Source organism: Tepidimonas ignava, assembly GCF_004342625.1.
Taxonomy (GTDB): domain Bacteria; phylum Pseudomonadota; class Gammaproteobacteria; order Burkholderiales; family Burkholderiaceae_C; genus Tepidimonas; species Tepidimonas ignava.
Window position 1 is genome coordinate 26385 of record NZ_SMAH01000015.1, and the last position, 24682, is coordinate 51066.

23 protein-coding genes are annotated in these 24682 nt (G+C 70.3%); 10 read left to right on the forward strand and 13 right to left on the reverse strand.

The features are described from left to right. Window positions 1-12: 12 nt before the first annotated feature. Genes accC through EDC36_RS11100 form a run of 4 tightly spaced genes read left to right on the forward strand, consistent with a single transcriptional unit; the run spans window position 13 to window position 4172 of the window. Complete coding sequence (gene accC, locus EDC36_RS11085) at window positions 13-1365, forward strand: acetyl-CoA carboxylase biotin carboxylase subunit (protein WP_132963324.1); 1353 nt, start codon at window positions 13-15, stop codon at window positions 1363-1365. Then, window positions 1352-2284, forward strand: coding sequence for a 50S ribosomal protein L11 methyltransferase (gene prmA / locus EDC36_RS11090; RefSeq protein ID WP_390617154.1), 933 nt, complete (start codon window positions 1352-1354; stop codon window positions 2282-2284). Before accC ends, prmA begins: the two co-directional genes overlap by 14 nt. 49 nt (window positions 2285-2333) lie before the next feature. Next, window positions 2334-3254 carry a zinc-ribbon and DUF3426 domain-containing protein gene (locus EDC36_RS11095; protein WP_132963365.1) on the forward strand — a complete coding sequence of 307 codons (921 nt, stop codon included), beginning with the start codon at window positions 2334-2336 and terminating at the stop codon, window positions 3252-3254. Window positions 3255-3266: 12 nt separating this feature from the next. Beyond that, window positions 3267-4172, forward strand: coding sequence for a carbohydrate kinase family protein (locus tag EDC36_RS11100; protein WP_132963325.1), 906 nt, complete (start codon window positions 3267-3269; stop codon window positions 4170-4172). 45 nt (window positions 4173-4217) lie between these two features. Here the strand turns inward: EDC36_RS11100 and EDC36_RS11105 are convergent, their stop codons facing one another. From EDC36_RS11105 to ilvA, 5 genes are all read right to left on the reverse strand, one after another. Further along, window positions 4218-4940: a histone H1 gene (locus tag EDC36_RS11105; RefSeq protein ID WP_132963326.1), complete on the reverse strand. Its 723-nt coding sequence runs from the start codon at window positions 4938-4940 to the stop codon at window positions 4218-4220. Between the two features lie 84 nt (window positions 4941-5024). Next, complete coding sequence (locus EDC36_RS11110; protein WP_243646571.1) at window positions 5025-6278, reverse strand: ribonucleotide-diphosphate reductase subunit beta; 1254 nt, start codon at window positions 6276-6278, stop codon at window positions 5025-5027. A gap of 68 nt (window positions 6279-6346) precedes the next feature. Continuing rightward, entirely contained in the window at window positions 6347-9223 is a 2877-nt protein-coding gene (locus EDC36_RS11115; protein ID WP_132963327.1) for a ribonucleoside-diphosphate reductase subunit alpha, read from the reverse strand. 168 nt (window positions 9224-9391) lie between these two features. Next, window positions 9392-9973, reverse strand: coding sequence for a 1,6-anhydro-N-acetylmuramyl-L-alanine amidase AmpD (gene ampD / locus EDC36_RS11120; RefSeq protein ID WP_132963328.1), 582 nt, complete (start codon window positions 9971-9973; stop codon window positions 9392-9394). 6 nt (window positions 9974-9979) lie between these two features. Further along, window positions 9980-11554, reverse strand: coding sequence for a threonine ammonia-lyase, biosynthetic (ilvA, locus tag EDC36_RS11125; RefSeq protein WP_132963329.1), 1575 nt, complete (start codon window positions 11552-11554; stop codon window positions 9980-9982). Window positions 11555-11745: 191 nt separating this feature from the next. Here ilvA and EDC36_RS11130 point away from each other — a divergent pair, with 191 nt between their 5' ends. Beyond that, window positions 11746-12234, forward strand: coding sequence for an OsmC family protein (locus EDC36_RS11130; protein ID WP_132963330.1), 489 nt, complete (start codon window positions 11746-11748; stop codon window positions 12232-12234). A gap of 67 nt (window positions 12235-12301) precedes the next feature. Here the strand turns inward: EDC36_RS11130 and coq7 are convergent, their stop codons facing one another. The 6 genes from coq7 to EDC36_RS11160 all read right to left on the reverse strand — a co-directional run bounded on the left by coq7 (window position 12302) and on the right by EDC36_RS11160 (window position 17425). Continuing rightward, window positions 12302-12970: a 2-polyprenyl-3-methyl-6-methoxy-1,4-benzoquinone monooxygenase gene (gene coq7 / locus EDC36_RS11135; RefSeq protein ID WP_132963331.1), complete on the reverse strand. Its 669-nt coding sequence runs from the start codon at window positions 12968-12970 to the stop codon at window positions 12302-12304. A gap of 25 nt (window positions 12971-12995) precedes the next feature. After that, the gene (locus EDC36_RS13500; protein ID WP_132963332.1) at window positions 12996-13751 is read right to left on the reverse strand and encodes a DUF411 domain-containing protein; all 756 of its coding nucleotides are present in this window, start codon (window positions 13749-13751) and stop codon (window positions 12996-12998) included. Further along, window positions 13748-14272, reverse strand: coding sequence for a cupredoxin domain-containing protein (locus EDC36_RS11145; protein WP_132963333.1), 525 nt, complete (start codon window positions 14270-14272; stop codon window positions 13748-13750). Before EDC36_RS11145 ends, EDC36_RS13500 begins: the two co-directional genes overlap by 4 nt. Continuing rightward, window positions 14259-15677, reverse strand: a complete 1419-nt coding sequence (locus tag EDC36_RS11150; protein ID WP_132963334.1) for a multicopper oxidase family protein — start codon at window positions 15675-15677, stop codon at window positions 14259-14261. The genes EDC36_RS11145 and EDC36_RS11150 overlap by 14 nt, the downstream gene beginning before the upstream one ends. A 2-nt stretch (window positions 15678-15679) precedes the next feature. Further along, window positions 15680-16960, reverse strand: a complete 1281-nt coding sequence (locus EDC36_RS11155) for a TolC family protein (RefSeq protein WP_132963335.1) — start codon at window positions 16958-16960, stop codon at window positions 15680-15682. An 81-nt stretch (window positions 16961-17041) separates the two neighbouring features. Continuing rightward, window positions 17042-17425, reverse strand: a complete 384-nt coding sequence (locus EDC36_RS11160) for a hypothetical protein (RefSeq protein WP_132963336.1) — start codon at window positions 17423-17425, stop codon at window positions 17042-17044. Between the two features lie 181 nt (window positions 17426-17606). Between EDC36_RS11160 and EDC36_RS11165 the strand changes: the two genes are divergently transcribed. Then, complete coding sequence (locus tag EDC36_RS11165) at window positions 17607-19355, forward strand: long-chain fatty acid--CoA ligase (protein ID WP_132963337.1); 1749 nt, start codon at window positions 17607-17609, stop codon at window positions 19353-19355. Window positions 19356-19417: 62 nt separating this feature from the next. Beyond that, complete coding sequence (gene acuI, locus EDC36_RS11170; protein WP_132963338.1) at window positions 19418-20419, forward strand: acrylyl-CoA reductase (NADPH); 1002 nt, start codon at window positions 19418-19420, stop codon at window positions 20417-20419. Here acuI and EDC36_RS11175 read toward each other — a convergent pair. After that, complete coding sequence (locus EDC36_RS11175; protein WP_132963339.1) at window positions 20409-21239, reverse strand: DUF2189 domain-containing protein; 831 nt, start codon at window positions 21237-21239, stop codon at window positions 20409-20411. The two genes, acuI and EDC36_RS11175, sit on opposite strands and share 11 nt — an antisense overlap. A gap of 117 nt (window positions 21240-21356) precedes the next feature. On the opposite strand from EDC36_RS11175, the gene EDC36_RS11180 reads away from it, so the two are divergent. Continuing rightward, the gene (locus tag EDC36_RS11180) at window positions 21357-22130 is read left to right on the forward strand and encodes a 2OG-Fe dioxygenase family protein (protein ID WP_132963340.1); all 774 of its coding nucleotides are present in this window, start codon (window positions 21357-21359) and stop codon (window positions 22128-22130) included. Window positions 22131-22172: 42 nt separating this feature from the next. On the opposite strand, the gene EDC36_RS11185 is transcribed toward EDC36_RS11180, so the two are convergent. Next, window positions 22173-23147 carry a Bug family tripartite tricarboxylate transporter substrate binding protein gene (locus EDC36_RS11185; protein ID WP_243646575.1) on the reverse strand — a complete coding sequence of 325 codons (975 nt, stop codon included), beginning with the start codon at window positions 23145-23147 and terminating at the stop codon, window positions 22173-22175. A gap of 130 nt (window positions 23148-23277) precedes the next feature. Here EDC36_RS11185 and EDC36_RS11190 point away from each other — a divergent pair, with 130 nt between their 5' ends. Together EDC36_RS11190 and EDC36_RS11195 are read left to right on the forward strand one after the other, a co-directional pair. Further along, window positions 23278-24138, forward strand: a complete 861-nt coding sequence (locus EDC36_RS11190) for a TatD family hydrolase (RefSeq protein WP_132963342.1) — start codon at window positions 23278-23280, stop codon at window positions 24136-24138. After that, a complete protein-coding gene (locus EDC36_RS11195) occupies window positions 24135-24677 on the forward strand; it encodes a DNA-deoxyinosine glycosylase (RefSeq protein ID WP_132963343.1) in 543 nt (180 codons plus the stop codon). Before EDC36_RS11190 ends, EDC36_RS11195 begins: the two co-directional genes overlap by 4 nt. Window positions 24678-24682 lie beyond the last annotated feature (5 nt).

The window sequence follows — 24682 nt, forward strand, 5'->3', positions numbered from 1 at the left end:
GTCGCCGCGGCCATGTTCAAGAAGATTCTGATCGCCAACCGCGGGGAGATCGCGCTGCGCGTGCAGCGCGCCTGCCGGGAGCTGGGCATCAAGGCCGTGGTGGTGTACTCCGAAGCCGACCGCGAGGCCAAGTACGTCAAGCTGGCTGACGAAGCGGTCTGCATTGGCCCGGCGCCGTCGGCGCAGAGCTACCTCAACATGCCGGCCATCATCTCGGCCGCCGAGGTTACCGACGCCGAAGCCATCCACCCGGGTTACGGCTTCCTGAGTGAAAACGCCGACTTTGCCGAGCGGGTGGAAAAGAGCGGCTTTGTCTTCATCGGACCGACGCCGGAGTCGATCCGCCTGATGGGCGACAAGGTGTCGGCCAAGCAGGCCATGATCAAGGCCGGGGTGCCCACCGTGCCGGGGTCCGATGGCGCGCTGCCTGACGACCCGGCCGAGATCAAGCGCATCGCGCGCAGCATCGGCTACCCCGTCATCATCAAGGCCGCCGGCGGCGGCGGCGGGCGCGGCATGCGCGTCGTGCACACCGAAGCGGCCCTGCTGCACGCGGTGCAGACGACCAAGAGCGAGGCCGCGGCCGCCTTCAACAACCCCGAGGTGTACATGGAGAAATTCCTCCAAAACCCTCGGCACATCGAAATCCAGGTGCTGGCCGACCAGCACCGCAACGCGGTGTACCTGTTCGAGCGCGATTGCTCGATGCAGCGGCGCCACCAAAAGGTGATCGAGGAGGCGCCCGCGCCTGGTATTGCGCGACGGCTGATCGCGCGCATCGGCGAGCGCTGCGCCGCCGCGTGCAAAAAAATCGGCTACCGCGGCGCGGGCACCTTCGAGTTCCTGTACGAAAACGGCGAGTTCTACTTCATCGAGATGAACACGCGCGTGCAGGTCGAGCACCCGGTGACCGAAATGATCACCGGCATCGACATCGTGCGCCAGCAGATCCTGATCGCCGCGGGCGAAAAGCTGCCGTTCACGCAGCGCCAAATCGAGCTGCGCGGGCACGCCATCGAGTGCCGCATCAACGCCGAAGACCCGTACAAGTTCACGCCGTCGCCCGGGCGCATCACCGCTTGGCACGCGCCGGGCGGCCCCGGGGTGCGGGTGGACTCGCACATCTACACCGGCTACAGCGTGCCGCCCAACTACGACTCGATGATCGGCAAGATCATCGTGCACGGCGACACGCGCGAACAGGCGCTGGCGCGCATGCGCGGCGCGCTGGCCGAGGTGGTGGTTGAGGGCATCAAGACCAACGTGCCGCTGCACCGCGAGCTGATGGTGGACGCCAATTTCGAGGCTGGCGGCACCAACATCCACTACCTCGAGAGCTGGTTGGCCCAACGTGAGCGTGCCTGAACCCACCTCCGGCGCGGCGGCGCGCTGGTTCGAGCTGGTGTTGCGCGTGCCCGAGCCGCGCGTGGAAGACGTGTGCGACGCGCTGGAAGCGTTAGACGCGCTCAGCGTCAGCGTGGAAGACGCCGACGCCGACACAACGGCGGAGCGGGCGCTGTTTGGCGAGCCGGGGCTGCCACCGCCGGCGGCGGGCTGGCAGCATTCGCGCGTGGTGGCGCTGTTCGACACCGAAGCGCAGGCGCGCGAAGCGGCGGCGCTGCTGGCGCCGCAGGACTTTTTTGCCGAGTGCGCGGTGCTGGGCGTGCGGCCGGTGGCCGACACCGACTGGGTGCGCCTGACGCAGGCGCAGTTCGACCCGGTGCCGATCACGCCGGCGTTTTGGATCGTGCCGAGCTGGCACGAGCCGCCGGCGCAGGCGCGCACCGTGATCCGGCTGGACCCGGGGCTGGCGTTTGGCACCGGCACGCACCCCACGACGCACATGTGCCTGCGCTGGATCGCCACCCACGGGGTGGCGGGCCGCAGGGTGCTGGACTACGGCTGCGGGTCGGGCATTTTGGCCATCGCCGCGGCCAAGCACGGCGCGGCGGCGGTGGACGCGGTGGACATCGACCCCGCGGCGGTGCAGGCCACCGAAGCCAACGCCACCGCCAACGGCGTGACGCTGCGCGCGGGGCTGCCCGAGCTTGCGCAAGGCCCCTACGACGTGGTGCTGGCCAACATCCTGGCCACGCCGCTGAAGGTGCTGGCGCCGCTGCTGAGCAGCCTGGTGGCGCCGGGCGGCCATCTGGTGCTGGCCGGCATCTTGCAGCGCCAGGCCGACGAGCTGCGCGACGCCTACGCGCCCTGGCTGGCGTTGCAGGTGCACGACGCCCTGGACGGCTGGATCCTGATGACGGGCACACGAACCGCGGCCGCGTGAGCGCGCGCGCCGGCACGCCGCCGCGTGCGGGCGCCGTCATAATCGCGCCATGCGCTTCGTCACCCGCTGCCCCTCGTGCGGCACGTCGTTTCGCGTCGTCGTCGATCAACTCAAGATCGCCGACGGGTGGGCGCGCTGCGGCTGGTGCCAGCACGTGTTCGACGCCACGCAGGATTTGCAGCCGGAGCCAGCCTTGGCGCCGGGGCAGCCGCCCGACGCGCGGGTGCTGCCCGAGACCACGGCGACGCCAGCCCCCACGGCGGCGCAGCACCTGGTCGAGCCGCCGCCCGCGGGGGCGCCGGCCGAACCCGGGCCCCAGCCACAGCCTGTGGCGGCGCCTGCGCAGCCCGAGGCGGCGACCCAGCCGCCGGCGCCTGCCGGGGCGCCCGAGCCTGAGCCGGCGTCGTGGCCGGACGAGCCCGTTTCGCAGCCCCAGCCCGAGCCTGAGCCTGAGCCGGCGTTTGTGCGCCAGGCGCGTCGCCGCGCGCGCTGGCAGCACCCGCTGGTGCGCGCGGTGCTGGCGGCGGTGGCGCTGGGGCTGACCGGTCTGCTGTTGGCGCAGGTGGCCTGGCTGGGGCGGGCGGCGGTGCTGGCGCGTTGGCCGCAAGCCCTGCCGTGGTACGAACTGGCCTGCCAGCCGCTTGGCTGCACGGTGGGGCGGCAGCGCCCGGCCGGGGCGGTGGTGGTCGAGGGGTCGGTGCTGCTGCGCCGCGCCCCCGACCGCTACAGCTTCCACCTGGTGCTGCGCAACCAGGCCGACGCCGAGGTGGAGGCCCCGGCGCTGGAGTTGACGCTGGTCGACGCGCAGGGCGAACCGCTGGCGCGCCGGGTCTGGTTGCCGCCGCAGTGGCCGCAACCGACCGAACGGCTGGCCGCCGCGACCGAGTGGCCCTTGCAGTTTGAGCTGGCCTTCGACCACCCCCAAGCCAGCCGCATGAACGGCTACCGGGTGGTGCTGTTTTACCCTTGATCCCCTGACACCATGACCATTCTTGTTTGCGGCTCGCTGGCGTTCGACACCATCATGGACTTCGAAGGCCGCTTCGCCGACCACATCCTGCCCGATCAGCTGCACATCCTCAACGTGGCTTTCGTGGTGCCGGCGCTGCGGCGCGAGTTCGGCGGCTGCGCTGGCAACATCGCGTATGGGCTGCGCCAGTTGGGCGCGCCCGTGCGGCCCGTGGCCACGCTGGGCGACGACGGTCGGCACTACCTGCAGCGGCTGCGCGCGCTGGGTGTGGACATCGACGCGATCCGGGTGCTGGGCGAGCACTACACCGCCCAGGCCATGATCATGACCGACCGCGACAACAACCAGATCACGGCCTTCCACCCCGGCGCGATGGCGCTGGCGCACACCAACCCCGTGGCCGACACCTCGGGCGTGCCGCTGGCCATCCTGTCGCCCGACGGCAAGCAGGCCACCTGGGAGCACGCCCACCAACTGCACGCGGCGGGCGTGCCGTTCGTGTTCGACCCTGGGCAGGGGCTGCCGATGTTCAGCGGCGAGGAGCTGCTGCGCCTGGTGGAGCTGGCCGACTGGGCGGCACTGAACGACTACGAAGCGCGGCTGCTGTGCGACCGCACGGGGCTGACGCTGGCGCAACTGTCACGCCACCTGCGTGCCCTGGTGGTCACGTTGGGCGAGCACGGCTGCGACGTGTGGATCGAGGGCACGGCCACGCGCGTGCCGGGCGAGCCGGCCAGCGCCATCGTCGACCCCACCGGCTGTGGCGACGCCTTCCGCGCCGCGCTGCTGTACGGCCTGGCCCAGGGCTGGTCGGTGCTGCGCGCGGCCCGGCTGGGTAACCGCATCGGGGCGCTCAAAATCGCCACGCGCGGCGGCCAGAACTGGCGCTTGCCGCCTGGCTTCGACGTGCAGGCCTGACGAAGCTGGCGGGCCGGGAGCCCCGTGCCCGCCGTGAGGCTGCCTTCAGGGCCGCGTTCCGGTGGGGAAAGGCCAAGCCGCCGTGGGTGCGAGCTTGGTTTGCGCCGCTGGTGCGGGGGCGGTGGCCTTCTTGGTGGCGGTTTTGGCGCTGCGGGCCTTCGACGCACCTGATGGGGTGGCCTTGGCGGTGGCTTTGGCCGGTGCAGGCTGCGCGGCGCTGGCCTTGGCTTTGGTTTTGGCTTTGCCGGTGGTGGCCGGGGCGGCCGCGGTTTTGGCGGCTGCTTGCTTGGTCGGCGTGGTCTTGGCCGCGGGGGCTGAGGTGGCCTTAGCCGTTGTCTTCGGGGTGGAGGGCTTCTTGGCGCTCACGGGGGCCGCGGCGGCCTTGGTGGCCTCGGCGGTGGCTTTGGCCGGCGCCGGCTGCGCGGCGCTGGCCTTGGCTTTGGTTTTGGCTTTGCTGGTGCTGGCCGGGGCGCCGCTGGCCGCTGCCGCCTTGCTGGCCTTGGCCTTGACCTCCGTGGTCTTGGCGGTGGCCGCCTTGGACGCTGAGGTCTTCTTGGCCGGTGCCGCCGGGGCTGCCGGGGCCTTGGCGGCAGCCTTCTTGGCGGGGGCCTTGGCGGTGGCGTCGCTCACCTTGGTGGCGCGTTTTTTCGGCGCGGTCGCCGCAGCAGGCTCGGTGGCGCTGGACGGCTGCGCTGCCGTCTTCTTCGTGGCCGTCTTGTTCTTGGCGGGCTCGGTGGCCGCGGCGGCGGCCTTCTTCGCGGTTGCCATGAGGTTCTCCTGTCTCAGGTTGGCGGGTGGGAACACGGTGACGGCGGCGCAGCGCTGCGGCGGACCTGGCTCAGGGGCAGGGTCTCAATCCCACGACAAGGCGCCGCCGGACTGGTATTCGATGACGCGGGTCTCGAAGAAATTGCGCTCCTTTTTCAGGTCGATCATCTCGCTCATCCACGGGAACGGGTTGTCCTCGTTGGGGAACAGCGGCTCCAGACCGATTTGCGTGGCGCGCCGGTTGGCGATGTAGCGCAGGTAGCCCTTGAACATGCTGGCGTTGAGGCCCAGCACCCCGCGCGGCATCGTATCTTCGGCGTAGCGGTATTCCAGGTCCACCGCGGTGAGGAACAGTTCCTTGATCTCGCGCTTGAACTCAGGCGTCCACAGGTGGGGGTTTTCCAGCTTGAGCTGGTTGATCATGTCGATGCCGAAGTTGCAGTGCATGGATTCGTCACGCAGGATGTACTGGTACTGCTCGGCCGCGCCAGTCATTTTGTTTTGGCGGCCCAGCGCCAGGATCTGCGTGAAGCCGACGTAGAAAAACAGCCCCTCCATCAGGCAGGCAAAAACGATCAAGCTCTTGAGCAGCTTTTGGTCGTTTTCCGGCGTGCCGGTTTTGAACGCCGGGTCCATGATCGCGTCGATGAAGGGGATCAGGAACTCGTCCTTGTCGCGGATCGATGGGATTTCGTGGTAGGCGTTGAAAATTTCGCCTTCATCGAGCCCAAGCGACTCCACGATGTACTGGTAGGCGTGGGTGTGGATGGCTTCTTCGAACGCTTGGCGCAACAGGAACTGGCGGCATTCCGGCGCGGTGATGTGGCGGTAGGTGCCCAACGTGATGTTGTTGGCCGCCAGCGAGTCGGCGGTGACGAAAAAGCCCAGGTTGCGCTTGACGATGCGGCGCTCGTCTTCGGTCAGGCCGTTGGGGTCTTTCCACAACGCGATGTCGCGCGACATGTTGATTTCCTGCGGCATCCAGTGGTTGGCGCAGGAGGCAAGGTATTTTTCCCAGGCCCACTTGTACTTGAAGGGCACGAGTTGGTTGACATCGGTCTGGCCGTTGATGATGCGCTTGTCGGCCACGTTGACGCGCCGAAAGCTGGCGGCCTGCGCGCGCGAGGCCTGCGTGGGCCCCGTCACCGCGGGGGTTGGGGAGGCCGCAACGGCCGCCACATGCGGCGTGACGGCGGAAACGTAGTCGAAGCCACCCACGGAGGGCGTGGGCGGCACGCCCAACACACCGGGGTGGGCCGTTGGTGAGCCAGCACCGCCCGCCGTGGGGCGGGCCGGCGGGGTGGCAACGGTGGGGGTGGCGTCGTCCCAGGTTAGCATGGTCAATTCCGTTTCGTGTCAATTATTGAAAGATGTACGCGCTTTGACAAGTCTGTGCCGCTGGCTGCTTATTGGCAGGCTTCGCAGCCGGGGTCGTCGATGGCGCAGAATTTGATGTCGGTGGCGGGCTCGACCGACGCCGGCGTGGCCAAGGTGGTGGCGCTGCCGGCCGTTGGCACGGCGTTGAGCGCGCCGCTGCGCACGGTGGCTTTTTCGGCGTGGGTGGCGCCGGTGGTGCGCAGGTAGTAGGTGGTCTTGAGGCCGCGAATCCAGGCCAGTTTGTAGGTTTCGTCGAGCTTTTTGCCCGAGGCGCCGGCCATGTAGATGTTGAGGCTTTGGGCCTGGTCGATCCATTTCTGGCGCCGCGCGGCCGCTTCCACCAGCCACACCGGTTCGATTTCGAACGCCGTGCGGTACAGCTCTTTGAGTTCGCGTGGCACGCGGTCGATCGGCCACAGCGAGCCGTCGAAGTGTTTGAGGTCCATGATCATGACCTCGTCCCACAGGCCCAGGCGCTTGAGGTCACGCACCAGGTAGTGGTTGATGACGGTGAATTCGCCCGACAGGTTGGACTTGACCGACAGGTTGCCAAAGCACGGCTCGATCGAGGCGTCCACGCCGACGATGTTGGAGATGGTGGCGGTGGGGGCGATGGCGATGCAGTTGGAGTTGCGCATGCCGTCGCGCTGGATTTTGGCGCGCAGCGCGTCCCAGTCGAGCGTGCGCGAGCGGTCCACTTCCAGGTAGCCACCGCGCTGCTCGGCCAGCAGATCCAGCGAGTCGATCGGCAGGATGCCGCGGTCCCACAGCGAGCCTTTGTAGGTGGAGTAGCGCCCACGCTCCACCGCCAGGTCGCTGCTGGCCCAGTAGGCGTAGTAGCAGATCGCCTCCATCGAGCGGTCGGCGAATTCGATCGCTTCGGGCGAGGCGTAGGGGATGCGCAGTTCGTACAGCGCGTCCTGAAAGCCCATCAGTCCCAGCCCCACCGGACGGTGGCGCAAGTTGGAGTCGCGCGCCTTTTTGACCGCGTAGTAGTTGATGTCGATGACGTTGTCGAGCATGCGCATCGCGGTCGTGATGGTGCGCTTGAGCTTGTCGTGGTCGAGCTCCTTGCCGTGGGGGCCGTCTTTGAGGTGCTGCGCCAGGTTGACCGAGCCGAGGTTGCACACGGCTGTTTCGGTGTCGCTGGTGTTGAGCGTGATTTCGGTGCACAGGTTGGACGAGTGCACCACGCCGACGTGCTGCTGCGGGCTGCGGATGTTGCATGGGTCCTTGAACGTGATCCAGGGATGCCCGGTTTCGAACAGCATCGTCAGCATCTTGCGCCACAGGTCGACCGCGCGCACCTTTTTGAACGGCCGGATTTCGCCGCGCTCGGCCTTGGCTTCGTAGGCGACGTAGGCTTCTTCGAACGCCTTGCCGACCTTGTCGTGCAGGTCCGGCACGCTGGACGGCGAAAACAGCGTCCAGTCGCCGTTGTCCATCACGCGCTTCATGAACAGGTCCGGGATCCAGTTGGCGGTGTTCATGTCGTGCGTGCGGCGGCGGTCGTCGCCGGTGTTTTTGCGCAGCTCCAGGAATTCTTCGATGTCCAGGTGCCACGTTTCCAGGTAGCAGCACACCGCGCCTTTGCGTTTGCCGCCCTGGTTGACGGCCACCGCCGTGTCGTTGACCACCTTCAGAAACGGCACCACGCCCTGGCTTTCGCCGTTGGTGCCCTTGATGTGGCTGCCCAGCGCGCGCACGCGCGTCCAGTCGTTGCCCAGGCCGCCAGCGAATTTGGACAGCAGCGCGTTTTCCTTGATGGCGTCGTAGATGCCTTCGAGGTCGTCCGGCACCGTGGTGAGGTAACAGCTCGACAGTTGCGAGCGCAGCGTGCCGGAGTTGAACAGCGTGGGTGTGCTGCTCATAAAGTCGAAGCTGGACAGCACCTCGTAAAACTCGATGGCGCGCGCTTCGCGGTCGATTTCGTTGAGCGCCAGCCCCATGGCCACGCGCATGAAAAACGCCTGCGGCAGTTCGATGCGGCGCTTGCGCACGTGCAGGAAATAGCGGTCGTACAGGGTTTGCAGGCCCAGGTAGTCGAACTTGAGGTCGCGTTCGGGCTTGAGCGCCGCGCCCAGCTTGGCCAGGTCGAAGGTGAGCAGCTCGGGGTTGAGCAGCTCGGCCTCGACCCCCTGCTTGATGAACGCGGGGAAGTACTCGGCGTAGCGCTCGTGCATCTGGGCGTGGGTGGTTTCCTGGCCCAACACCTCTTTGTAAATGGTGTGCAGCAGCAGCCGCGCGGTGACGTAGGTGTAGTCGGGGTCGGTCTCGATCTTGGTGCGCGCGGCCAGGATGGCGGCTTTGTGCACCTCGTCCAGCGGCACGCCATCGTAGAGGTTGCGCAGCGTTTCGGCGACGATGGGTTCGGCCTGCACGTCGGGCCCCAGGCCTTCGACGGCGGAGTGGATCAGCGCCTTGAGCCGATCCAGATCCAGCGGTCGGCGCTCGCCGCCGTCGAGCACGTGGATGGTGGGCTGCACCGGCGCGGCCGGCGCTTCACCACGCGCGGCACGCTCCTGGGCGCGGCGCTCGCGGTACAGCACGTAGGCGCGCGCGACCTCGTGGTGGCCGTCGCGCATCAGGCCGAGCTCGACCTGGTCTTGCACGTCTTCGATGTGGAAGGTGCCACCGCCAGGGCGCGAGCGCATCAGCGCGCGCACCACGTTTTGCGTCAGGCGCTCCACCGTTTCGCGCACGCTGGCGCTGGCCGCGCCTTGCGGGCCGTGCACGGCCAAAAAGGCCTTGGTCATCGCGATGGCGATTTTGGCCGGCTCGAACGGCACCACCGCGCCGTTGCGGCGGATGATCTGGTAGTTGGGCAGCGTCGTGGGGCTGCTGGCGCGCGGCGCTTCGGCGCTGGCCGCGGGGGTGACGGTGGGGGAGGAGAGGGTGGTTTGCATGGTTCCTCGCGAATCGTCGGCGGATCAAGGTTGTGTGTGGTGCAACACTAGATCTAGTGTGCACAGCAGCCGAAAAACACTAGCGGTAGTGTAGCGGGGCTGGCGCGGGGTGCAAGCGCGCCGAGGTAGAAATTTTTTACAGGGCCGCGCTGCGGCGATAGCTTGGGGTCAACCCGAGGTGGGGGCGGCCGGCGCCGTGCTGGCAAACCAGGCCGCGGGCCAGCCGGTCAGGCGGATCAGGCGTGCCCAGTCGAACCCCGGGCCGGGGTCGGCCTTGCGCCCCGGGGCGATGTGCTCGTGCCCGGCCACCGCGCGCAGCGTCGGCAGGTGCGCGCGCAGCGTGGCCAGCAGCGCGGCCAGCGCGGGGTACTGGGCGTCGGCAAACGCCGTGCCTTCCAGGCCTTCGAGCTCGATGCCGATCGAGTAGTCGTTGCAGTTGTCGTGCCCCTGCCAAGAGGAGCGGCCCGCGTGCCAGGCGCGGCGCTCGCAGGCGACGAACTGCACCAGCTCGCCGTCACGGCGGATGAGGAAGTGCGCCGACACCTCCAGCCCGCGGATGGACTGGAAGTAGGGGTGCGCGTCCCAGTCGAGCGTGTTGGTGAAGAGTTGCTCGATGTGCGGGCCACCGTAGTGCCCCGGCGGCAGACTGATCGAGTGCAGCACGACCAGCCACGGCTGCACACCGGGCGGCCGCGGCCCGTGGTTGGGCGAGGGCACGTGGCGGGCGGTGGGTAGCCACGTTTCGGCCATGGGTGCTCAGTTGCCTCCGCGCAAAAACAACCGGTACACCGGGTTGTCGGTTTCTTCCACGTAGGGGTAGCCCAGCTCGCGCAGGAAGCGCTCGAACGCTTTGCCATCCTTGGGCGGCACCTGCATGCCAACCAGGATGCGGCCGTAGTCCGCGCCTTGGTTGCGGTAGTGGAACAGGCTGATGTTCCAACTCGGGCGCATCAGGGTGAGGAACTTCAGCAGCGCGCCGGGGCGCTCGGGGAAGATGAAGCGCAGCAGCCGCTCGTCCTGCGCCAGCGGCGAGTGGCCGCCGACCATGTGGCGGATGTGCTCCTGCGCCAAGTCGTCGTGGGTGAGGTCCAGCGTGGCAAAGCCCTGTTTTTCGAATGCGGCGGCGATCTTGACGCTTTCGCCGCGGCCGTGCGTGGTCAAGCCCACGAAGACGTGCGCCACGCGCGTGTCGTGGATACGGTAGTTGAACTCGGTGACGTTGCGCGGGCCGCCGGGCAGCGTGCCGATGGTCTGCAAAAAGCGCAGAAAGCTGCCGCGCTCTTCGGGGATCGTCACGGCAAAGAGCGCCTCGCGCTCCTCGCCCACCTCGGCGCGTTCGGCCACGAAGCGCAGCCGGTCGAAGTTCATGTTGGCGCCGCACAGGATGGCGGCGTAGGTTTCGCCCTTGGTTTTGCGCTCGGCGACGTATTTTTTGATCGCGGCCACGGCCATCGCGCCGGCGGGCTCGACGATGCTGCGGGTGTCGACAAACACGTCTTTGATGGCGGCGCAGACCTCGTCGGTGTCGACGGTGACGTAGCCGTCCACCAGCTCGCGCGCGATGCGGAACGTTTCCTCGCCGACCAGTTTGACCGCGGTGCCGTCGGCAAACAGCCCGACGTCGGCCAACTGCACGCGCTGGCCCGCTTGCACCGAGCGCAGCATGGCGTCGGAGTCGTCCATTTGCACCCCGATAACGCGGATGTCGGGCCGCACCGCCTTGAGGTAGTTGGCCACGCCGGCGATCAGCCCGCCGCCGCCGATGGCGACGAACACGGCATCCAGCCGGTTGGAGCCCAGCCCCTGCAGCTGGCGCAGCATCTCCATCGCGATGGTGCCCTGGCCGGCGATGACGTCGGGGTCGTCGAAGGGGTGCACGAAGGTCAGCCCCTGCTGGCGGGCCAGTTCGGTGGCGTGCTGCGCCGCGTCGGAGTAGCTGTCGCCGTGCAGCACCACCTCGCCACCCAGCGCGCGCACGGCGTCCACCTTGACCTGCGGGGTGGTGGTGGGCATGACGATGACGGCGCGCGCGCCGAGCTTATGCGCGCCCAGCGCCACGCCCTGCGCGTGGTTGCCGGCCGAGGCACAGATGACCCCGCGCTGCAGTTGCTCGGGCGACAGGTGGGCCAGTTTGTTGTACGCCCCGCGCAGCTTGAAGCTGAACACGGGCTGCTGGTCTTCGCGCTTGAGCAGGATTTTGTTGTGCAGCCGGCGGCTGAGGTTGCGCGCCGGCTCCAGCGGCGTTTCGCGCGCCACGTCGTACACGCGCGCGGTGAGGATTTTTTTCAAGTAGTCCTGCGGGGTCAGGGCGGTGCGGGGGGTGTCGGCCATCACCGTATGATACGCGGCGCCTCGGGCTTGGCCGCGGCGGGCCGGGCTCGGCAAAAAAAGACCCGAACGCCGTCAGACGTCCGGGTCATGAACCACCCATAGAGGGCAGAGGAGACAACGGGCCGTATTATACACGGCTTATATTGCGCTGCAACATCCCCGCGTGCGGCGGGGCGCAGGAGGTGGACACGATGGAATGCACGGTGGCGTGGAGCGGCCCGCTGGGGCTGGGCTCGGGCATGGGGTTTGTGGCGCGCACGGGCAGCGGCCACGTGGTGGCGATGGACGGCGCGCCCGACGCCGCGCGGCCCGAGCTGGGCGGGGCCAACCTGGCGCCGCGTCCGATGGAGCTGCTGCTGGCGGGCACCGGCGGCTGCACGGCCTACGATGTGGTGCTGATCCTGCGCCGCGGACGCCACGACGTGCGCGGCTGCCAGGTGCAGCTCAAGGCGGTGCGCGCGGACACCGACCCCAAGGTGTTCACCCAGATCCACATGCACTTCGTGGTGCAGGGGCGGGGGGTGCCGGCGCAGGCGGTGCAGCGCGCCATCGAGCTCAGCCACGACAAGTACTGCTCGGCCAGCGTGATGCTGGGCAAAACGGCGCAGATCACAACGAGCTTTGAGGTCGTCGAGGTGGACGGGCCGCCGCCCGCCTCGGCGAACCCAGCGGCGGCGTGACGGCTGTCCGCGGCCGACGGGCCGCGGCCCGGCGCCGGGTGAGCGTGGGCGCGGTTCCGCGGCGGGGTCAGATCCGGTGCGCCACCGTCGTCATGACCTTGGCCGCGGCGCGCATGGCCCACTTGACCGGGGTGGGCAGCTCCACGCCGCCGGCGTGCAGCGCGTCGCGCGCGTGGCGGATTTCGTCGTCTTTCATCTGCTGCACGATGGCGCGCGAGGCGTGGTCGTGCGCGGGCAGGCGGTCCAGGTGGCCGTCCAGGTGCGCTTCGACCTGGCGCTCGGTTTCGACGACGAAGCCCAGGCTGACCCCGCGGCCGGCCAGGCCGGCGGCCACGCCGATGGCAAACGCACCGGCGTACCACAGCGGGCACAGCAGCGAGCGGCGGTCGCCCAGCTCGTCGAGCCGTTGCTGGCACCACGCCAGGTGGTCGGTTTCGTCTTGCGCGGCGGCTTCCAGGTGGCGCGCGGTGCGCTCCTGGTCCGCCGTCGCTGCGCCAGGCGCGATGCGCGCGGCGTAGGCCTGGCCGGTGTACAGCGCCTGGGCGCAGATTTCGCCGACGTGGTTGACGCGCATCAGCGCGCCGCTCAAGCGCCGCTCGGCGTCGCTCAGCGCCGCCGGGTGGGCGGCGAGTTCGGCCGGCGGCTGCGGGGTGGGGCGCGCCGCGCGGTGCGGCGCCAGCAGCGTGCGCAGCGCGTTGTCGGCGGCGATCAGGGTGGCATCGACGAAGCTGTTCATGATGGCGGCCATCGTAGCGCAGCGCTCACGGCGCGGGCTTGATCTCGGTCACGAAGTACCCGCCGCCGGCTTGCTCAGCCCGAAAGCGCACCCGCTGGCCCACCTGCAGGCCTTGCAGCAACGCGCGCTCGCGCACCTGGAACACCATCGTCATTGGGGGCATGTCCAGGTCGGGGATGTGGCCGTGGCGCAGCGTGATTTTGCCCGTGGCGGGGTCGAGGCGCCGTACCTCGCCCTCGGCCCAGGGGGACGTCGCCTCGGCGGGCCGCAGGTCGCCGGGGCGTGCCTGCACGGGGCGCACCCCCTCGGCGGCGTGGTACTGCGCCCATACCCGGTGCGAGCCATCGCGCTGCACCAGCAGCACGGCGTAGGGGTCGCGGCGGTGGCCGTACGCAGGGCCGTCCATGCCGGGGCTGCCCACGGGCATGCCCGGCACAGCCAAACCCAGGGCGGCTGGGCGTTCGCGCAGCAGGCGCTGGATGTCGACGGCGGGCACATGCCCCTCGATCACGTAACCGTCCACCACGGCGGTGTGGCACGACGCGTAGCGCATGGGCAGACCCAGCCGCTGGCGCATCGCGGTGTTGCCGACGTCGTGGCTTTGGACACGGAAGCCATGCTGCTGCAGGTGCGCGATCCAGTCGCCGCAACAGCCGCAGTGGGGGTCTTTCCAAACGTCGACCTTGGGGGTCGACGTGGCCAGCGCCGGCCAGGCCAAGGCCCCGCACAGGGCGCCCAGGTGGCCCAGCAGCAGGCGGCGCGATGGGGTGTGTGCGTTCATGGACGACTCTCCTGAGGGGCCGGGGTGACGACGATGGTGCCGCGCATGCCGGCTTCGAAGTGGCCTGGGATCAGGCAGGCGAAAGCGAATGTGCCGGCGCGGTTGAAGTGCCAGACGATCTCGCCACGCCGATCAGGCGGCACGTGCGCCATGTACGGCTCGTCATGTTCCATCGTGGGGTGTTGTTTCATGAGTTCGGCGTGGGCGGCGAGTTCCTCGTCGGTGCCGATGACGAGTTCGTGCATCACACGCCCGCGGGTGATGGCGCGCAAGCGCACCGTTTCGCCCTCGCGCACGGTGATGCGGTCGGGGCGAAAGCGCATGTCGTCGCCCATGCGGATGTCGATGGTGCGGCGCACGCGCGTCGGGTCGCCTGCAATGCCCCAGGGCTTTTGTTCGGGCGCTGCGGTGGGCATGCTGTGGCCGGCGTGGTGGGCGGCACTGCCGTGCGCGGCCGCCCACGCGGGCCAGCTGGCGGCGGTGGCCAGCAGCGCGCGGCGCACGCGGTCAATGGTGGTCATGGTGTCCTCCGTGGGGTTTGCGGGCGTCGAAAGGGGCCGGTTGGGGGGCAGGGCCGTGCCCGCCGTGATGGTGCATGGCGCCGTGCGGCGTCGGGGCGGCGTCGGGGTGCAGCGGGCGCGCTTGGGTGCCTGGGGGCTGGGCGTACCAGCCAGGGTCGCGGTAGCTGCCCGCCGGCAGGTCGCGGCGCACTTTGAGCGTGGTGAACATGCCCCCCATTTCGATGGGGCCATAGGGGCCGGTGCCGGTCATCATCGGCGGGGTGTTGTCGGGCAGGGGCATTTCCATCGCACCCATGTCGGCCATGCCGCGTTCGCCCATCACCATGTAGTCCGGCACCAGGCGCTGCAGCCGGTGCACCAGGCCCCGGTGGTCGGCGCCGATGAGGGTGGGCACGCCATGCCCCATGGGGCCCATGGTGTGGTGGCTCTTGTGGCAGTGCATGGCCCAGTCGCCTTCTTCGTCGGCGATGAACTCGATCTGGCGCATCTGCCCGACGGCCACGTCCACGGTGACCTCGGGCCAACGTGCCTCGGGGCGCACGGGGCCGCCGTCGGTGCCGGTGACTTCGAACTCGATGCCGTGGATGTGGATGGGGTGGTTGGTCATCGTCAGGTTGCCGATGCGCACGCGAACGCGGTCCCCCAGGCGTGCCAGCAGCGGGTCGATGCCGGGGAAGACGCGGCTGTTCCACGCCCAGACGTTGAAGTCCAGCATGGTGTTGACGTTGGGGGTGCGTGCGCCGGGCGTGATGTCGAAGGCGTTGAGCAGAAACGCGTAGTCGCGCTGCACGTCGGCGATCCACGGGTGGCGGCCCTTGGGGTGGGTGATCCACAGCCCCATCAGGCCCATGGCCATTTGGGTCATTTCGTCGGCGTGCGGGTGGTACATGAAGGTGCCAGGGCGGCGCGCGACGAATTCGTAGACCCAGGTCTGGCCGGGCGGGATCTGCGGCTGGTTGAGGCCGCCGACCCCGTCCATGCCGTTGGGCAGGCGCTGGCCGTGCCAGTGGATGGTGGTGTGCTCGGGCAGCCGGTTGGTGACGTAGATGCGCACGCGGTCGCCTTCGACGACTTCGATGGTGGGGCCGGGGCTGCTGCCGTTGTAGCCCCACAGGTTGGCGCTAAAGCCGGGCGCGAACTCGCGTACGACCGGCTCGGCCACGAGGTGGAACTCCTTGACGCCATCGTTCATGCGAAACGGCAGCGTCCAGCCGTTGAGGGTGACCACCGGCTGGTAGGGCCGGCCGGCGCCGGTGACACCGGGCGGTGTCCACGGGCCGGCGGTGCCGGGGTCGGTGCGGGTGACGGGCTCGGGCAGCGTCAGCAGGCTGGCGCGGGCCACGGTGGCAACCCCCAGCGCCGCGGCCCCGGCCAGTGTGTGGGCAAAGAAATGTCGGCGTTGCATGGTCAGTGTCCTTGGTCGGCAGGGGTGGCGTCGGCGGGCGTGGCGCCGCGTGCGGTGGGCGTGTACGGCAGACCGGCCTGCACCGCGCGCAGCATCAACTGCGCGTCCCAGGCGTCGCGTTCGGCCTGCAGCAGGGTTTGCTCGACTTGCAGGCGCTGGCGCACGGTGGCCAGCAGCTCCCAGGTGCTGATGAGCATGCCGTTGTAGCGCAGCACCGCTTCGTCTTCCAGTTGGCGCAGCGCGGGCTGGAGCTGGTCGCGCAGCAGCGCCAGGTGCGCCTCGGCCGCTTGGGCGGCGTGCCAGGCCAGGTGCAGGTCACCCACCAGCTGCCGCTGCAGCCGTTGCCAGTCGGCCTGCGCCTGCAGCGCCTGCTCCCACGTGTGGGGCCAGCGCGGCGCGCGCAGCGGCAGCGCCGGGGCGTTGGGTGCGCTGGCGGCCACGGCGGTTTCCCAGGCCGCCTGCAGGGTGGCTTGGGCGTGGGCGGGCACGCCGGCCGCGCTGCGCTCGGCCTCGGCGCGCCGCTGCACGGCCAGCGGGTGGCGCTGCAGCAGCTCGGCTTGCAGGCGCGGCAGGTCATCGGCCGTGGGCAAGGGCGCGCGCGCGGGCAGTTGGGTCGGCAGGTGGCGCCGCAGCGCCTCGGGGGTTTCGCCCACGCCCAGGCGCTGCCACAGGCGAATGAGCGCCTGGCGCTCATCCAGCCGCGCTTGCTGCAACCGCGCCGCGGTGGCCTGGCGCGGCAGGCTTTCGCGCAGCGCGCGCTCGGCGCTGAAGTTGCCCACCTGCTGCATGCGTTGGGCGAGCTCGGCGGCCAGCTCGGCCGCTTCGTGTTCGCGCTCGGCCAGTCGGCGCAGCGCACGCGCGGTCACGGCATCGAGCCACGCGCGCTGCGCCTGCAACACCGTTTGTGCCGCGGCTTGCTGGCGCTGCGCCTGCGCCACGGCGCCTTCGCCGGGCTCGATGCGCAGCTCGGGCGCTTGCCGCAGGGCGGCGCGCGCCACGTCGTCCAGGGTCCAGGGCTGGTCGGGGCCGGGTTCGTCGGCCGGTGGGTGGTGCAGGCCACGGGCCCGCTCCCAGGCGACGATGTCAGCGTGCCCACGCGGCATCGTGCCGACGGCGGCGTTGGCGTCGCGCCAGGCGTTGCGCGTGGATGGGGCGGGGGATGCCGCCGGCGCGGCGGCGGCATCGGGCGAACTGTGGTCGTGGGCGGTCTGGGCCAGCGCGGCGGCGCTGCCCAACAGCGCGGCCACGGCCCAGGCACCCACCACCAGGGGGTTGGAAGGCATCGATCGATCTCCTGTGCATCGCAAAGGGGGCGGCGATGGGGGGCGCGGCAGCGCCACCCGGCCACGGCGGAGAGGGCGATGTCAGGCGATGGGGGGACGCAACTCCGGTACGCGCGCCGCCTGCGGCGGTGCGCTCAGACGCAGCACCGGCCACGTGTGGCGGCTGGGCATGGCACTCCAGGTGGTGGGCACCGCAGCGCCCAGGGGGTTGTGGCACAGGTCGCACAGCGTGCAGCCCAGGTGGGTGGGCTGCGCGCCGTGCGGGGCGGGCGCTGGCTTGCTGGCAAGGCCGTGGTGTGCATGCGGCTCTGCCGCCGGCGTGGCGTGCGGCGACGCGGCGCCATGGGGCCCGTGCTGGGCAGCGTCCGCGTGGGTGACGGCGGTGGCGGCCGCGGGCTGATCGTGGCATGCGCGCAGCGCCATCACGTCGGCCGCCCACAGCCGCCATGGCAACAAGCACAGCACGCACCAAACGATCCAGCGCCGCATGATGGCCCGCATGATAAGGCAAAGCCGCTGTCCGATGGGCACACCGGGTTGGGGGCCGCGCCGGCTGTAGCGCACGGGACAGCGGGGTGCTTGGCGCTGGGCCCGTGCCGTGGCTATGCTGAGCAGCCTGCCCACCGACCACGAGGAGACGACACCGATGACCGCCGCCCTGCCCGAAGCCCGTGGTGCCCGCGTCGGCGACGACCGCCCCCACGCCGCGGTGTGGCCGCCGCGCGTGCCGCGCGCACTGCGACCGCCGCAAACCTCGCTGTGGTTCAACCTGGAGGTCAGCGCCCGGCGTTACCCCGACAAGCCCGCCACGGTGTTTTTCGATCGCGTGATGACCTACGCCGAGCTGCAGCACCAGGCCGAGCGTGTGGCGGCGTGGTTGGCGGCACGCGGCGTGCGCAAGGGTGACCGGGTGATCTTGTTGTCGCAAAACTGCCCGCAGTTCATCGTCGCCTACTACGGCATCGTGCGTGCCAACGCGGTGGTGGTGCCGGTCAACCCGATGAACAAAGCCGACGAGTTGGGCCACTACATCACCGACCCGCAGGCACGCGTGGCCATCGCCGCGGCCGACTTGGCTCCGGCGCTGTGCGCCGCCGACGCCGCGTTGCCCCCCGAGCAGCGGTTGCGCGACTTGCTGGTGTTGCACTACCACGACGCGATGCCGCCTGATGCGTTCGAGGGCGAGGCCGTGCCTGCGGCTTGGCGCGACTGGCTGCGCACGCGTCACCCGCTGCCCGTGCTGACGCACGGCCGCGTGGCCGATTGGGCCGAGGCCGTGGGCTGCCCCGCGCCGCTGCCGCCGCACGAGGTCGGCCCCGACGATCTGGCCGTGCTGCCCTACACCAGCGGCACCACCGGCTTGCCCAAGGGGTGCATGCACCCCCACCGCACGCTGATGCACAACGCGGTGGCGGCCGCGGTGTGGACCAACGGCACCGCCGAAAACGTTGGCCTGCTGGTGGTGCCGATGTTTCACATCACCGGCATGGTGGCGGGCATGCACACCAGCGTGTACCTGGGGGCGACGGCCGTGGTCATGCCGCGCTGGGACCGCGACCTGGCCGGACGGCTGATTTCGCGCTGGAAGGTCACGCACTGGACCAACATCCCCACCATGGTCATCGACCTGCTGGCCAGCCCGCACTTCGAGCGCTACGACCTGTCCAGCCTGGTGTTCATTGGCGGAGGCGGGGCGGCCATGCCGGCGGCGGTGGCGCAGCGTTTGCAGGACCAGTTCGGTCTGCGATACGTCGAGGGCTACGGCCTGACCGAGACCGCCGCGCCGTCGCACCACAACCCACCCGACCGCCCCAAGCCGCAGTGCCTGGGGGTGCCGTTCATCGGCTGCGACGCGCGCATCGTCGACCCCGACACGCTGCAAGAGCTGCCGGTGGGGCAGGCGGGCGAGATCGTGGTCAGCGGCCCGATGGTGTTCGACGGCTACTGGCAGCACCCCGAAGCAACCGCCGCGGTGTTTTTCGAGCGCGACGGCAAGCGGTTTTTCCGCACCGGCGACCTGGGCCGCATGGACGAGGAGGGCTACTTCTTCATCACCGACCGCTTGAAGCGCATGATCAACGCCAGCGGCTACAAGGTCTGGCCGGCCGAGGTGGAAGCGTTGATGTTTCGCCACCCGGCGATCGCCGAAGCATGCGTCATTGGGGTGCCCGACGCGTACCGGGGCGAAACGGTCAAGGCGGTGGTGGTGCTGCGGCACGAGGCCCGTGGCCGTGTCAGCGAGGCCGACATCATCGCCTGGTGCCACGAGCACATGGCCGCGTACAAGGCGCCGCGCATCGTCGAATTCGTCGAGGCGCTGCCCAAGAGCGGCAGCGGCAAGGTGATGTGGCGGCTGTTGCAAGAGGCGGCGCGCGGCGCGGCCAGCGCCGCGTGAGCGCGCGTCCCCTATGCTCGTGGACAATGATGCGGTGGCGTACCGTTGGTGGAGAAACCCTTATGGCTTTGCGTGCACTGTGGATCGACAAGACCGACGCGGCGGGTTACACCTGCACCCTGACCGAGCTGCCCGACGAGCGCCTGCCCGCGGGGGAGGTGACGGTGCAGGTGGCGTACTCGACGCTGAACTACAAGGATGCGTTGGCCATCACCGGCCGCTCGCCGGTGGTGCGGCAGTTCCCGATGGTGCCGGGCATCGACCTGGCCGGCACCGTGCTGGCCAGCGACGACGCGCGCTTTCGACCGGGGGATGCGGTGCTGCTCAACGGCTGGGGCATGGGTGAGGTGCACTGGGGCGGGCTGGCGCAGCGTGCCCGGGTGCGGGCCGACTGGCTGCAGCCACTGCCGGCGCCGTTGAGCGCGTGGGACGCGATGGCCATCGGCACCGCGGGCTACACCGCCGCGCTGTGCGTGCAAGCGCTGCAAGCCCACTGGGCCGCGCAGGGGGTGGCCCCAGGCAGCGGTGAGGTGCTGGTGACCGGCGCCGCAGGCGGCGTGGGCAGCATCGCCGTCGTGCTGCTGGCGCGCGCCGGCCACCGCGTGGTGGCCAGCACCGGACGCCCGCAGGAAGCCGATTACCTGCGCCAACTGGGGGCGGCCGAGGTCATCGACCGCGCGACGCTGGCCGCGCCAGGCAAGCCGCTGCAAAAGGAGCGCTGGATCGGCGTCGTCGATGCGGTGGGCAGCCACACGCTGGCCAACGCCTGCGCCAGCACCCGCTACGGCGGCGCGGTGGCCGCGTGCGGCCTGGCGCAGGGGATGGACTTCCCCGCCACGGTGGCGCCGTTCATCTTGCGGGGGGTGACGCTGTACGGCATCGACAGCGTGATGGCCCCGATGCCGCGACGCCACGCGGCGTGGGCGCTGCTGGCGCAGACGCTCGACCACGCCACGCTGCAAGGGTTGAGCCGCACCATCGGCCTGGCCGATGCCTTGGACGCGGCGCAGGCGGTGCTGGCTGGCCAGGTGCGTGGCCGGCTGGTGGTGGACGTCAACGCGTGACGTCGCTCGGGGTGCGCGCCGGCACGATGTGGCGGTACGCGTGCCACGTGGCGTGGCCCAGCACCGGCCCCACCACGAGCAGGCCCAAAAAGGCCGGCACCATCGCCAGCAGGCACAGCAGCGTGATCAGCGCGCCCCACAGCAACATCACGCCGGGGTTGTTCAGGCAGGCGCGCAGGCTGGTCAGTGCCGCCGACACGGCGTCGGTTTGGCGGTCCAGGATCATCGGGATCGAAATGGCGCTGCTGACAAAAATCAGCCCGGCGAAGATCGCGCCCACCACCAGGTAGCTGATGATGAACTCCAGGTTGTCCCAACTGAGCAGCGCGGTCAGCATGTTGGCGCCGGACGGCATGGTGTTCATCGTCACGGCAAACACCACCATGGCGGCGCGGCCCCACAGCATTTCCAGGATCAGCAGCACACCGCCAAAAATCGCCATCGTCGACAGCGTCGGCCGCCACGCCAGCAGCGACTGGCGCAACGACGGCGGCTCGCCGCGCTCCAGCGCTCGGCTGACGTCGTACAGCCCCAGCGCCAAAAACGGCCCCATCAGCAAAAAGCCCGCGCTCAGCGCCAGCACGTAGGCCGGCGCGTGCTGAAACGCCTGCCACAGCGCCTGCCCCATCAACGCAAAACAGGCGCCGTAAAACAGCCCGATGCGCGGGCTGCGCCGAAAGTCCTGCCAGCCCTTGGCCAGCCAGCGCAGCGGGTCGGTGGCGTGCAGCTCGGCCAGCCGTAGGTCGAACACCGATTCGCGCGCGGGCGCTGCGGTGGGGTTGGACGAGGTGTCGCTTGGGTCGTGGTGCAGCGTGGCCATCGGTCCCTCCGGATGCACGGCGTTTGATTTTTGTCAAAGCAACGGTAGCGCGTGCGTGGCCCGCTGTCCACCGTGTTTACCCCTAGGGGTTGTCCCCCGGCTACACTGTGCACCGCCATGACGACCACGTTTGCACCCCCGACCGTCGCCCCCGCCGAGCTGTTGGCCACGCTGCGTCACCAAGGCTATGCGGTGCTGGACGCGGCCGGCGTGTCAGCTTGGCTGGGGATGCCGCCGGCCGCGCTGCAGGCGCTGCAGCCGGCGTGGGATGATTTGCCGCCCGACGAGTACCTGAAGGACGGCGGGCGCTACCGCCGTCGGCGCCACGGCTGCTACCGCATCGAGGGTGACCAAGTGCAGCCGGTGCCGCACCGGGCGCACTACCAGCCGGTCGAGTACAACGCCCTGCACGGCGGCATGCGGCGCTGGTTTGCGCCGCTGACCCCGGCCCTGACCGCCCAGCCGGTGTGGCCGCGCTTGCTGCACGCGGTGGCCGATGTGGCCGGCGCGCTGCGCGGGCCGCAGCCGTGGTTTGTGGAGGCGCATCCGTTTCGCATCGACACCACCGGCGGCATCGGCCGGCCCACCCCGGAAGGCGCGCACCGCGACGGGGTGGACGTGGTGGCGGTGTTTTTGGTCGCGCGCCACGCGATCAAGGGGGGCGAAAGCCGCGTCTTCGCGGCCGACGGCCCCAACGGCCAGCGCTTCACGCTGACCGAGCCGTGGTCGCTGCTGCTGTTGGACGACCTGCGCGTGATCCACGAGACCACGCCGATCCAGCCGCTGCAGCCGGGTGTGCCGGGCTGGCGCGACACCTTGGTGCTGACGGTGCGCGCGGGCGGCTTTTTGGGTGACGACGAACCCGGCGCGCCCGTGGCTGGGTCGGCCTGAGCCACGCCGCCAGCGACCCGCAGCCGGTGGCTCAAGCGGGCGTCACTGCGGCTGAAAGCCGCTGTCGCGGATGATGCGGGCCCACACCTCGCGGTAGGCGCGCTCGCGCGCGGCCAACTGCTCGCCGCTCATGTGACCGACGTTGAGGCCCATCGCGGTCAAACGCTCGCGCAAGGCGGGCTGCGCGAGCACCTTGGCCAGCGCCGCGTCCAGCTGCGCCAACGTGGCCGCCGGCGTGCCCGCCGGCGCGAACAGGCCATAAAACGGCACCTCCTCGAACCCGGCCACCCCGAGCTCGGCGAACGTGGGCACGTCCGGCAAGGCAGGCTGGCGCTGGCGGCCCATCACGGCCACCACGTGCAGCTTGCCGGCTTTGTGGTGGTCGATGAAGTCGGGGATGGAGCCGACGCCGGCGGGGATCTGGTTGCCCAGCATGTCCGCCATCATCGGGGCGCTGCCGCGGTACGGCACCGGCACCAGGTCGAGCTGCTGCTGGCGCGCCAGCACCTGCACCAAAAACTGCGGCACCGACGCCGGCGCCGGGATGCCCACCGCCGCCTTGCCGCCTTGGCCGCGTACCCACTGCATGAATTCGCGCAGCGAGCGCGCCGGCGTGCCCGCAGACACCGCCAAGGCGTTGACGAAGGTGGCCAGCCCGCCGACCGCGACGAAGTCGCGCGCCGGGTCGAAGCCGGGGTTGCGCAGCACCAGCGGCAGGATCGACACCGTGTGGTCGTGCGTCAGCAGCACGGTGTAGCCGTCGGCCGGCGCTGCCTTGAGCGCTTGCGCCGCCAACTGACCACCGGCGCCGGCGCGGTTGTCCACGACCACGGGCATGCCCAGCGCCTCGCGCAGGGGATCGGCCAGCAGCCGCGCGATGGCGTCGGTGCCGCCCCCGGGCGGAAAGCCCACCAGGATTTTCAGCGTGCGGCTGTCGGCACGCACCGACCACGGCGCGGCCAGCGTTGCGACGGCCGCGCTGGTTTGGGCGATGAAGCGGCGGCGGGTGGGCGACAGGTCGAGCATGGGGCCTCCGAGACGTTGGACACAAGCGTATCGTCAGCCGCTTATCTTACGCTCCTGGCGCCGGCGGCGGTGTCGCCTGGGGGCGGCGCGGCCCGCACGGCTGCCGGATAATGCGGGGCCGATGTGGATCGACACCCACTGCCATTTGGACGCCCCCGAGTTCGGCCCGGACGCCGAGGCTGAGCGTGCGCGGGCTCGGGCGGCCGGGGTGGCGTGGTGCGTGTTGCCGGCGGTGCAGGCCGCTGACTTTGAGCGGGTGCGTGCGTTGGCCCACGCCACCGGGGATGTTTACGCGCTGGGTATCCACCCGCTGTACGTGCCGCAGGCGCACGACGACGATCTGCGGCGCTTGGACGACGCGCTGCAGCGCTGGGGCGACGACCCGCGGCTGGTGGCGGTGGGGGAAATCGGGCTGGATTTTTGGGTGCCGGCGCTGTGCACCGAGGCGATGCGTGCGCGCCAGCAGCACTTTTACCGCGCGCAGCTGCGCCTGGCGCAGCGCCACGGGCTGCCGGTGATCGTGCACGTGCGCCGCAGCGCCGACGCCCTGCTGGCGGGCCTGCGCGCGCAGGCCGCCGCGGGCCGCCCGGTGCTGGGCGGCATCGCCCACGCCTTCAACGGCAGCGTGCAGCAGGCCATGGCGTTCGTGGCGCTGGGCTTCAAGCTGGGCTTTGGGGGCGCGGCCACGTTCGAGACCGCGCGGCGGCTGCGCGCGCTGTGGGCCGCGGCGCCGGCCGACGCCATCGTGCTGGAGACCGACGCGCCCGACATTCCCCCACAGTGGTTGTACGTGCCGGCGCACGCGCGCGCCGCGGGCCGGCCGCAGGGCCGCAACAGCCCGGCGGAGTTGCCGCGCATCGGGGCCGCGCTGGCGCCGCTGCGCGGGTTGGAGCTGGCGGCGCTGGCCGCGTTGACGTCGGTCAACGCGCGCGCGGCGCTGCCGCGCTTGGCCGCGCTGGCGCGGCAGGAGGGGATGCCATGAGCGCCACCCCACGCCTGCAGGGTCTGCCGCCGGTGCTGGACGCCTCCACCGGCATCGTCGTGCTGGGGAGTTTTCCCAGCGTCGCGTCGCTGCGGGCGCAGCAGTACTACGCCCACCCGCGCAACCATTTTTGGGCCATCCTCGGGCTGCTGTGGGGCGAGCCACTGACGCAGTGGCCTTACGAGCAGCGGCTGGCCGCGGTGCTGGCGCGTGGCCTGGGCATTTGGGATGTGTACGCCCGCTGCGAGCGCCAGGGCAGCCTGGACAGCGCCATCCGCGCCGCCGAGCTCAACGACCTGGCGTGGCTGCGCCAGCGCTGCCCGGCGCTGCGGGCGGTGGCGCACAACGGTGGGGAGAGCTGGCGCCACGCACGTCACACCCGGGCGCTTGGGGTCGCGGTGGAGCGACTGCCTTCCAGCAGCCCGGCCAACGCCCGCTGGCCGCTGGCGCACAAGGCCCAGGCGTGGGCGCGTGTGCTGGCGCGCCATGGGGTGCCGGTGCGCCCGGACGTGTGGCAGCAGCCCGTGGACGAGGTCTGACCGCG

Coding starts and splice junctions, on each gene's coding strand:
- accC (WP_132963324.1), top strand. CDS start 13: ATGTTCAAGAAGATTCTGATCGCCAACCGCGGGGAGATCGCGCTGCGC.
- EDC36_RS11095 (WP_132963365.1), top strand. CDS start 2,334: ATGCGCTTCGTCACCCGCTGCCCCTCGTGCGGCACGTCGTTTCGCGTC.
- EDC36_RS11100 (WP_132963325.1), top strand. CDS start 3,267: ATGACCATTCTTGTTTGCGGCTCGCTGGCGTTCGACACCATCATGGAC.
- EDC36_RS11105 (WP_132963326.1), bottom strand. CDS start 4,940: ATGGCAACCGCGAAGAAGGCCGCCGCCGCGGCCACCGAGCCCGCCAAG.
- EDC36_RS11110 (WP_243646571.1), bottom strand. CDS start 6,278: ATGCTAACCTGGGACGACGCCACCCCCACCGTTGCCACCCCGCCGGCC.
- EDC36_RS11115 (WP_132963327.1), bottom strand. CDS start 9,223: ATGCAAACCACCCTCTCCTCCCCCACCGTCACCCCCGCGGCCAGCGCC.
- ampD (WP_132963328.1), bottom strand. CDS start 9,973: ATGGCCGAAACGTGGCTACCCACCGCCCGCCACGTGCCCTCGCCCAAC.
- ilvA (WP_132963329.1), bottom strand. CDS start 11,554: ATGGCCGACACCCCCCGCACCGCCCTGACCCCGCAGGACTACTTGAAA.
- EDC36_RS11130 (WP_132963330.1), top strand. CDS start 11,746: ATGGAATGCACGGTGGCGTGGAGCGGCCCGCTGGGGCTGGGCTCGGGC.
- coq7 (WP_132963331.1), bottom strand. CDS start 12,970: ATGAACAGCTTCGTCGATGCCACCCTGATCGCCGCCGACAACGCGCTG.
- EDC36_RS13500 (WP_132963332.1), bottom strand. CDS start 13,751: ATGAACGCACACACCCCATCGCGCCGCCTGCTGCTGGGCCACCTGGGC.
- EDC36_RS11145 (WP_132963333.1), bottom strand. CDS start 14,272: ATGACCACCATTGACCGCGTGCGCCGCGCGCTGCTGGCCACCGCCGCC.
- EDC36_RS11150 (WP_132963334.1), bottom strand. CDS start 15,677: ATGCAACGCCGACATTTCTTTGCCCACACACTGGCCGGGGCCGCGGCG.
- EDC36_RS11155 (WP_132963335.1), bottom strand. CDS start 16,960: ATGCCTTCCAACCCCCTGGTGGTGGGTGCCTGGGCCGTGGCCGCGCTG.
- EDC36_RS11165 (WP_132963337.1), top strand. CDS start 17,607: ATGACCGCCGCCCTGCCCGAAGCCCGTGGTGCCCGCGTCGGCGACGAC.
- acuI (WP_132963338.1), top strand. CDS start 19,418: ATGGCTTTGCGTGCACTGTGGATCGACAAGACCGACGCGGCGGGTTAC.
- EDC36_RS11175 (WP_132963339.1), bottom strand. CDS start 21,239: ATGGCCACGCTGCACCACGACCCAAGCGACACCTCGTCCAACCCCACC.
- EDC36_RS11180 (WP_132963340.1), top strand. CDS start 21,357: ATGACGACCACGTTTGCACCCCCGACCGTCGCCCCCGCCGAGCTGTTG.
- EDC36_RS11190 (WP_132963342.1), top strand. CDS start 23,278: ATGTGGATCGACACCCACTGCCATTTGGACGCCCCCGAGTTCGGCCCG.
- EDC36_RS11195 (WP_132963343.1), top strand. CDS start 24,135: ATGAGCGCCACCCCACGCCTGCAGGGTCTGCCGCCGGTGCTGGACGCC.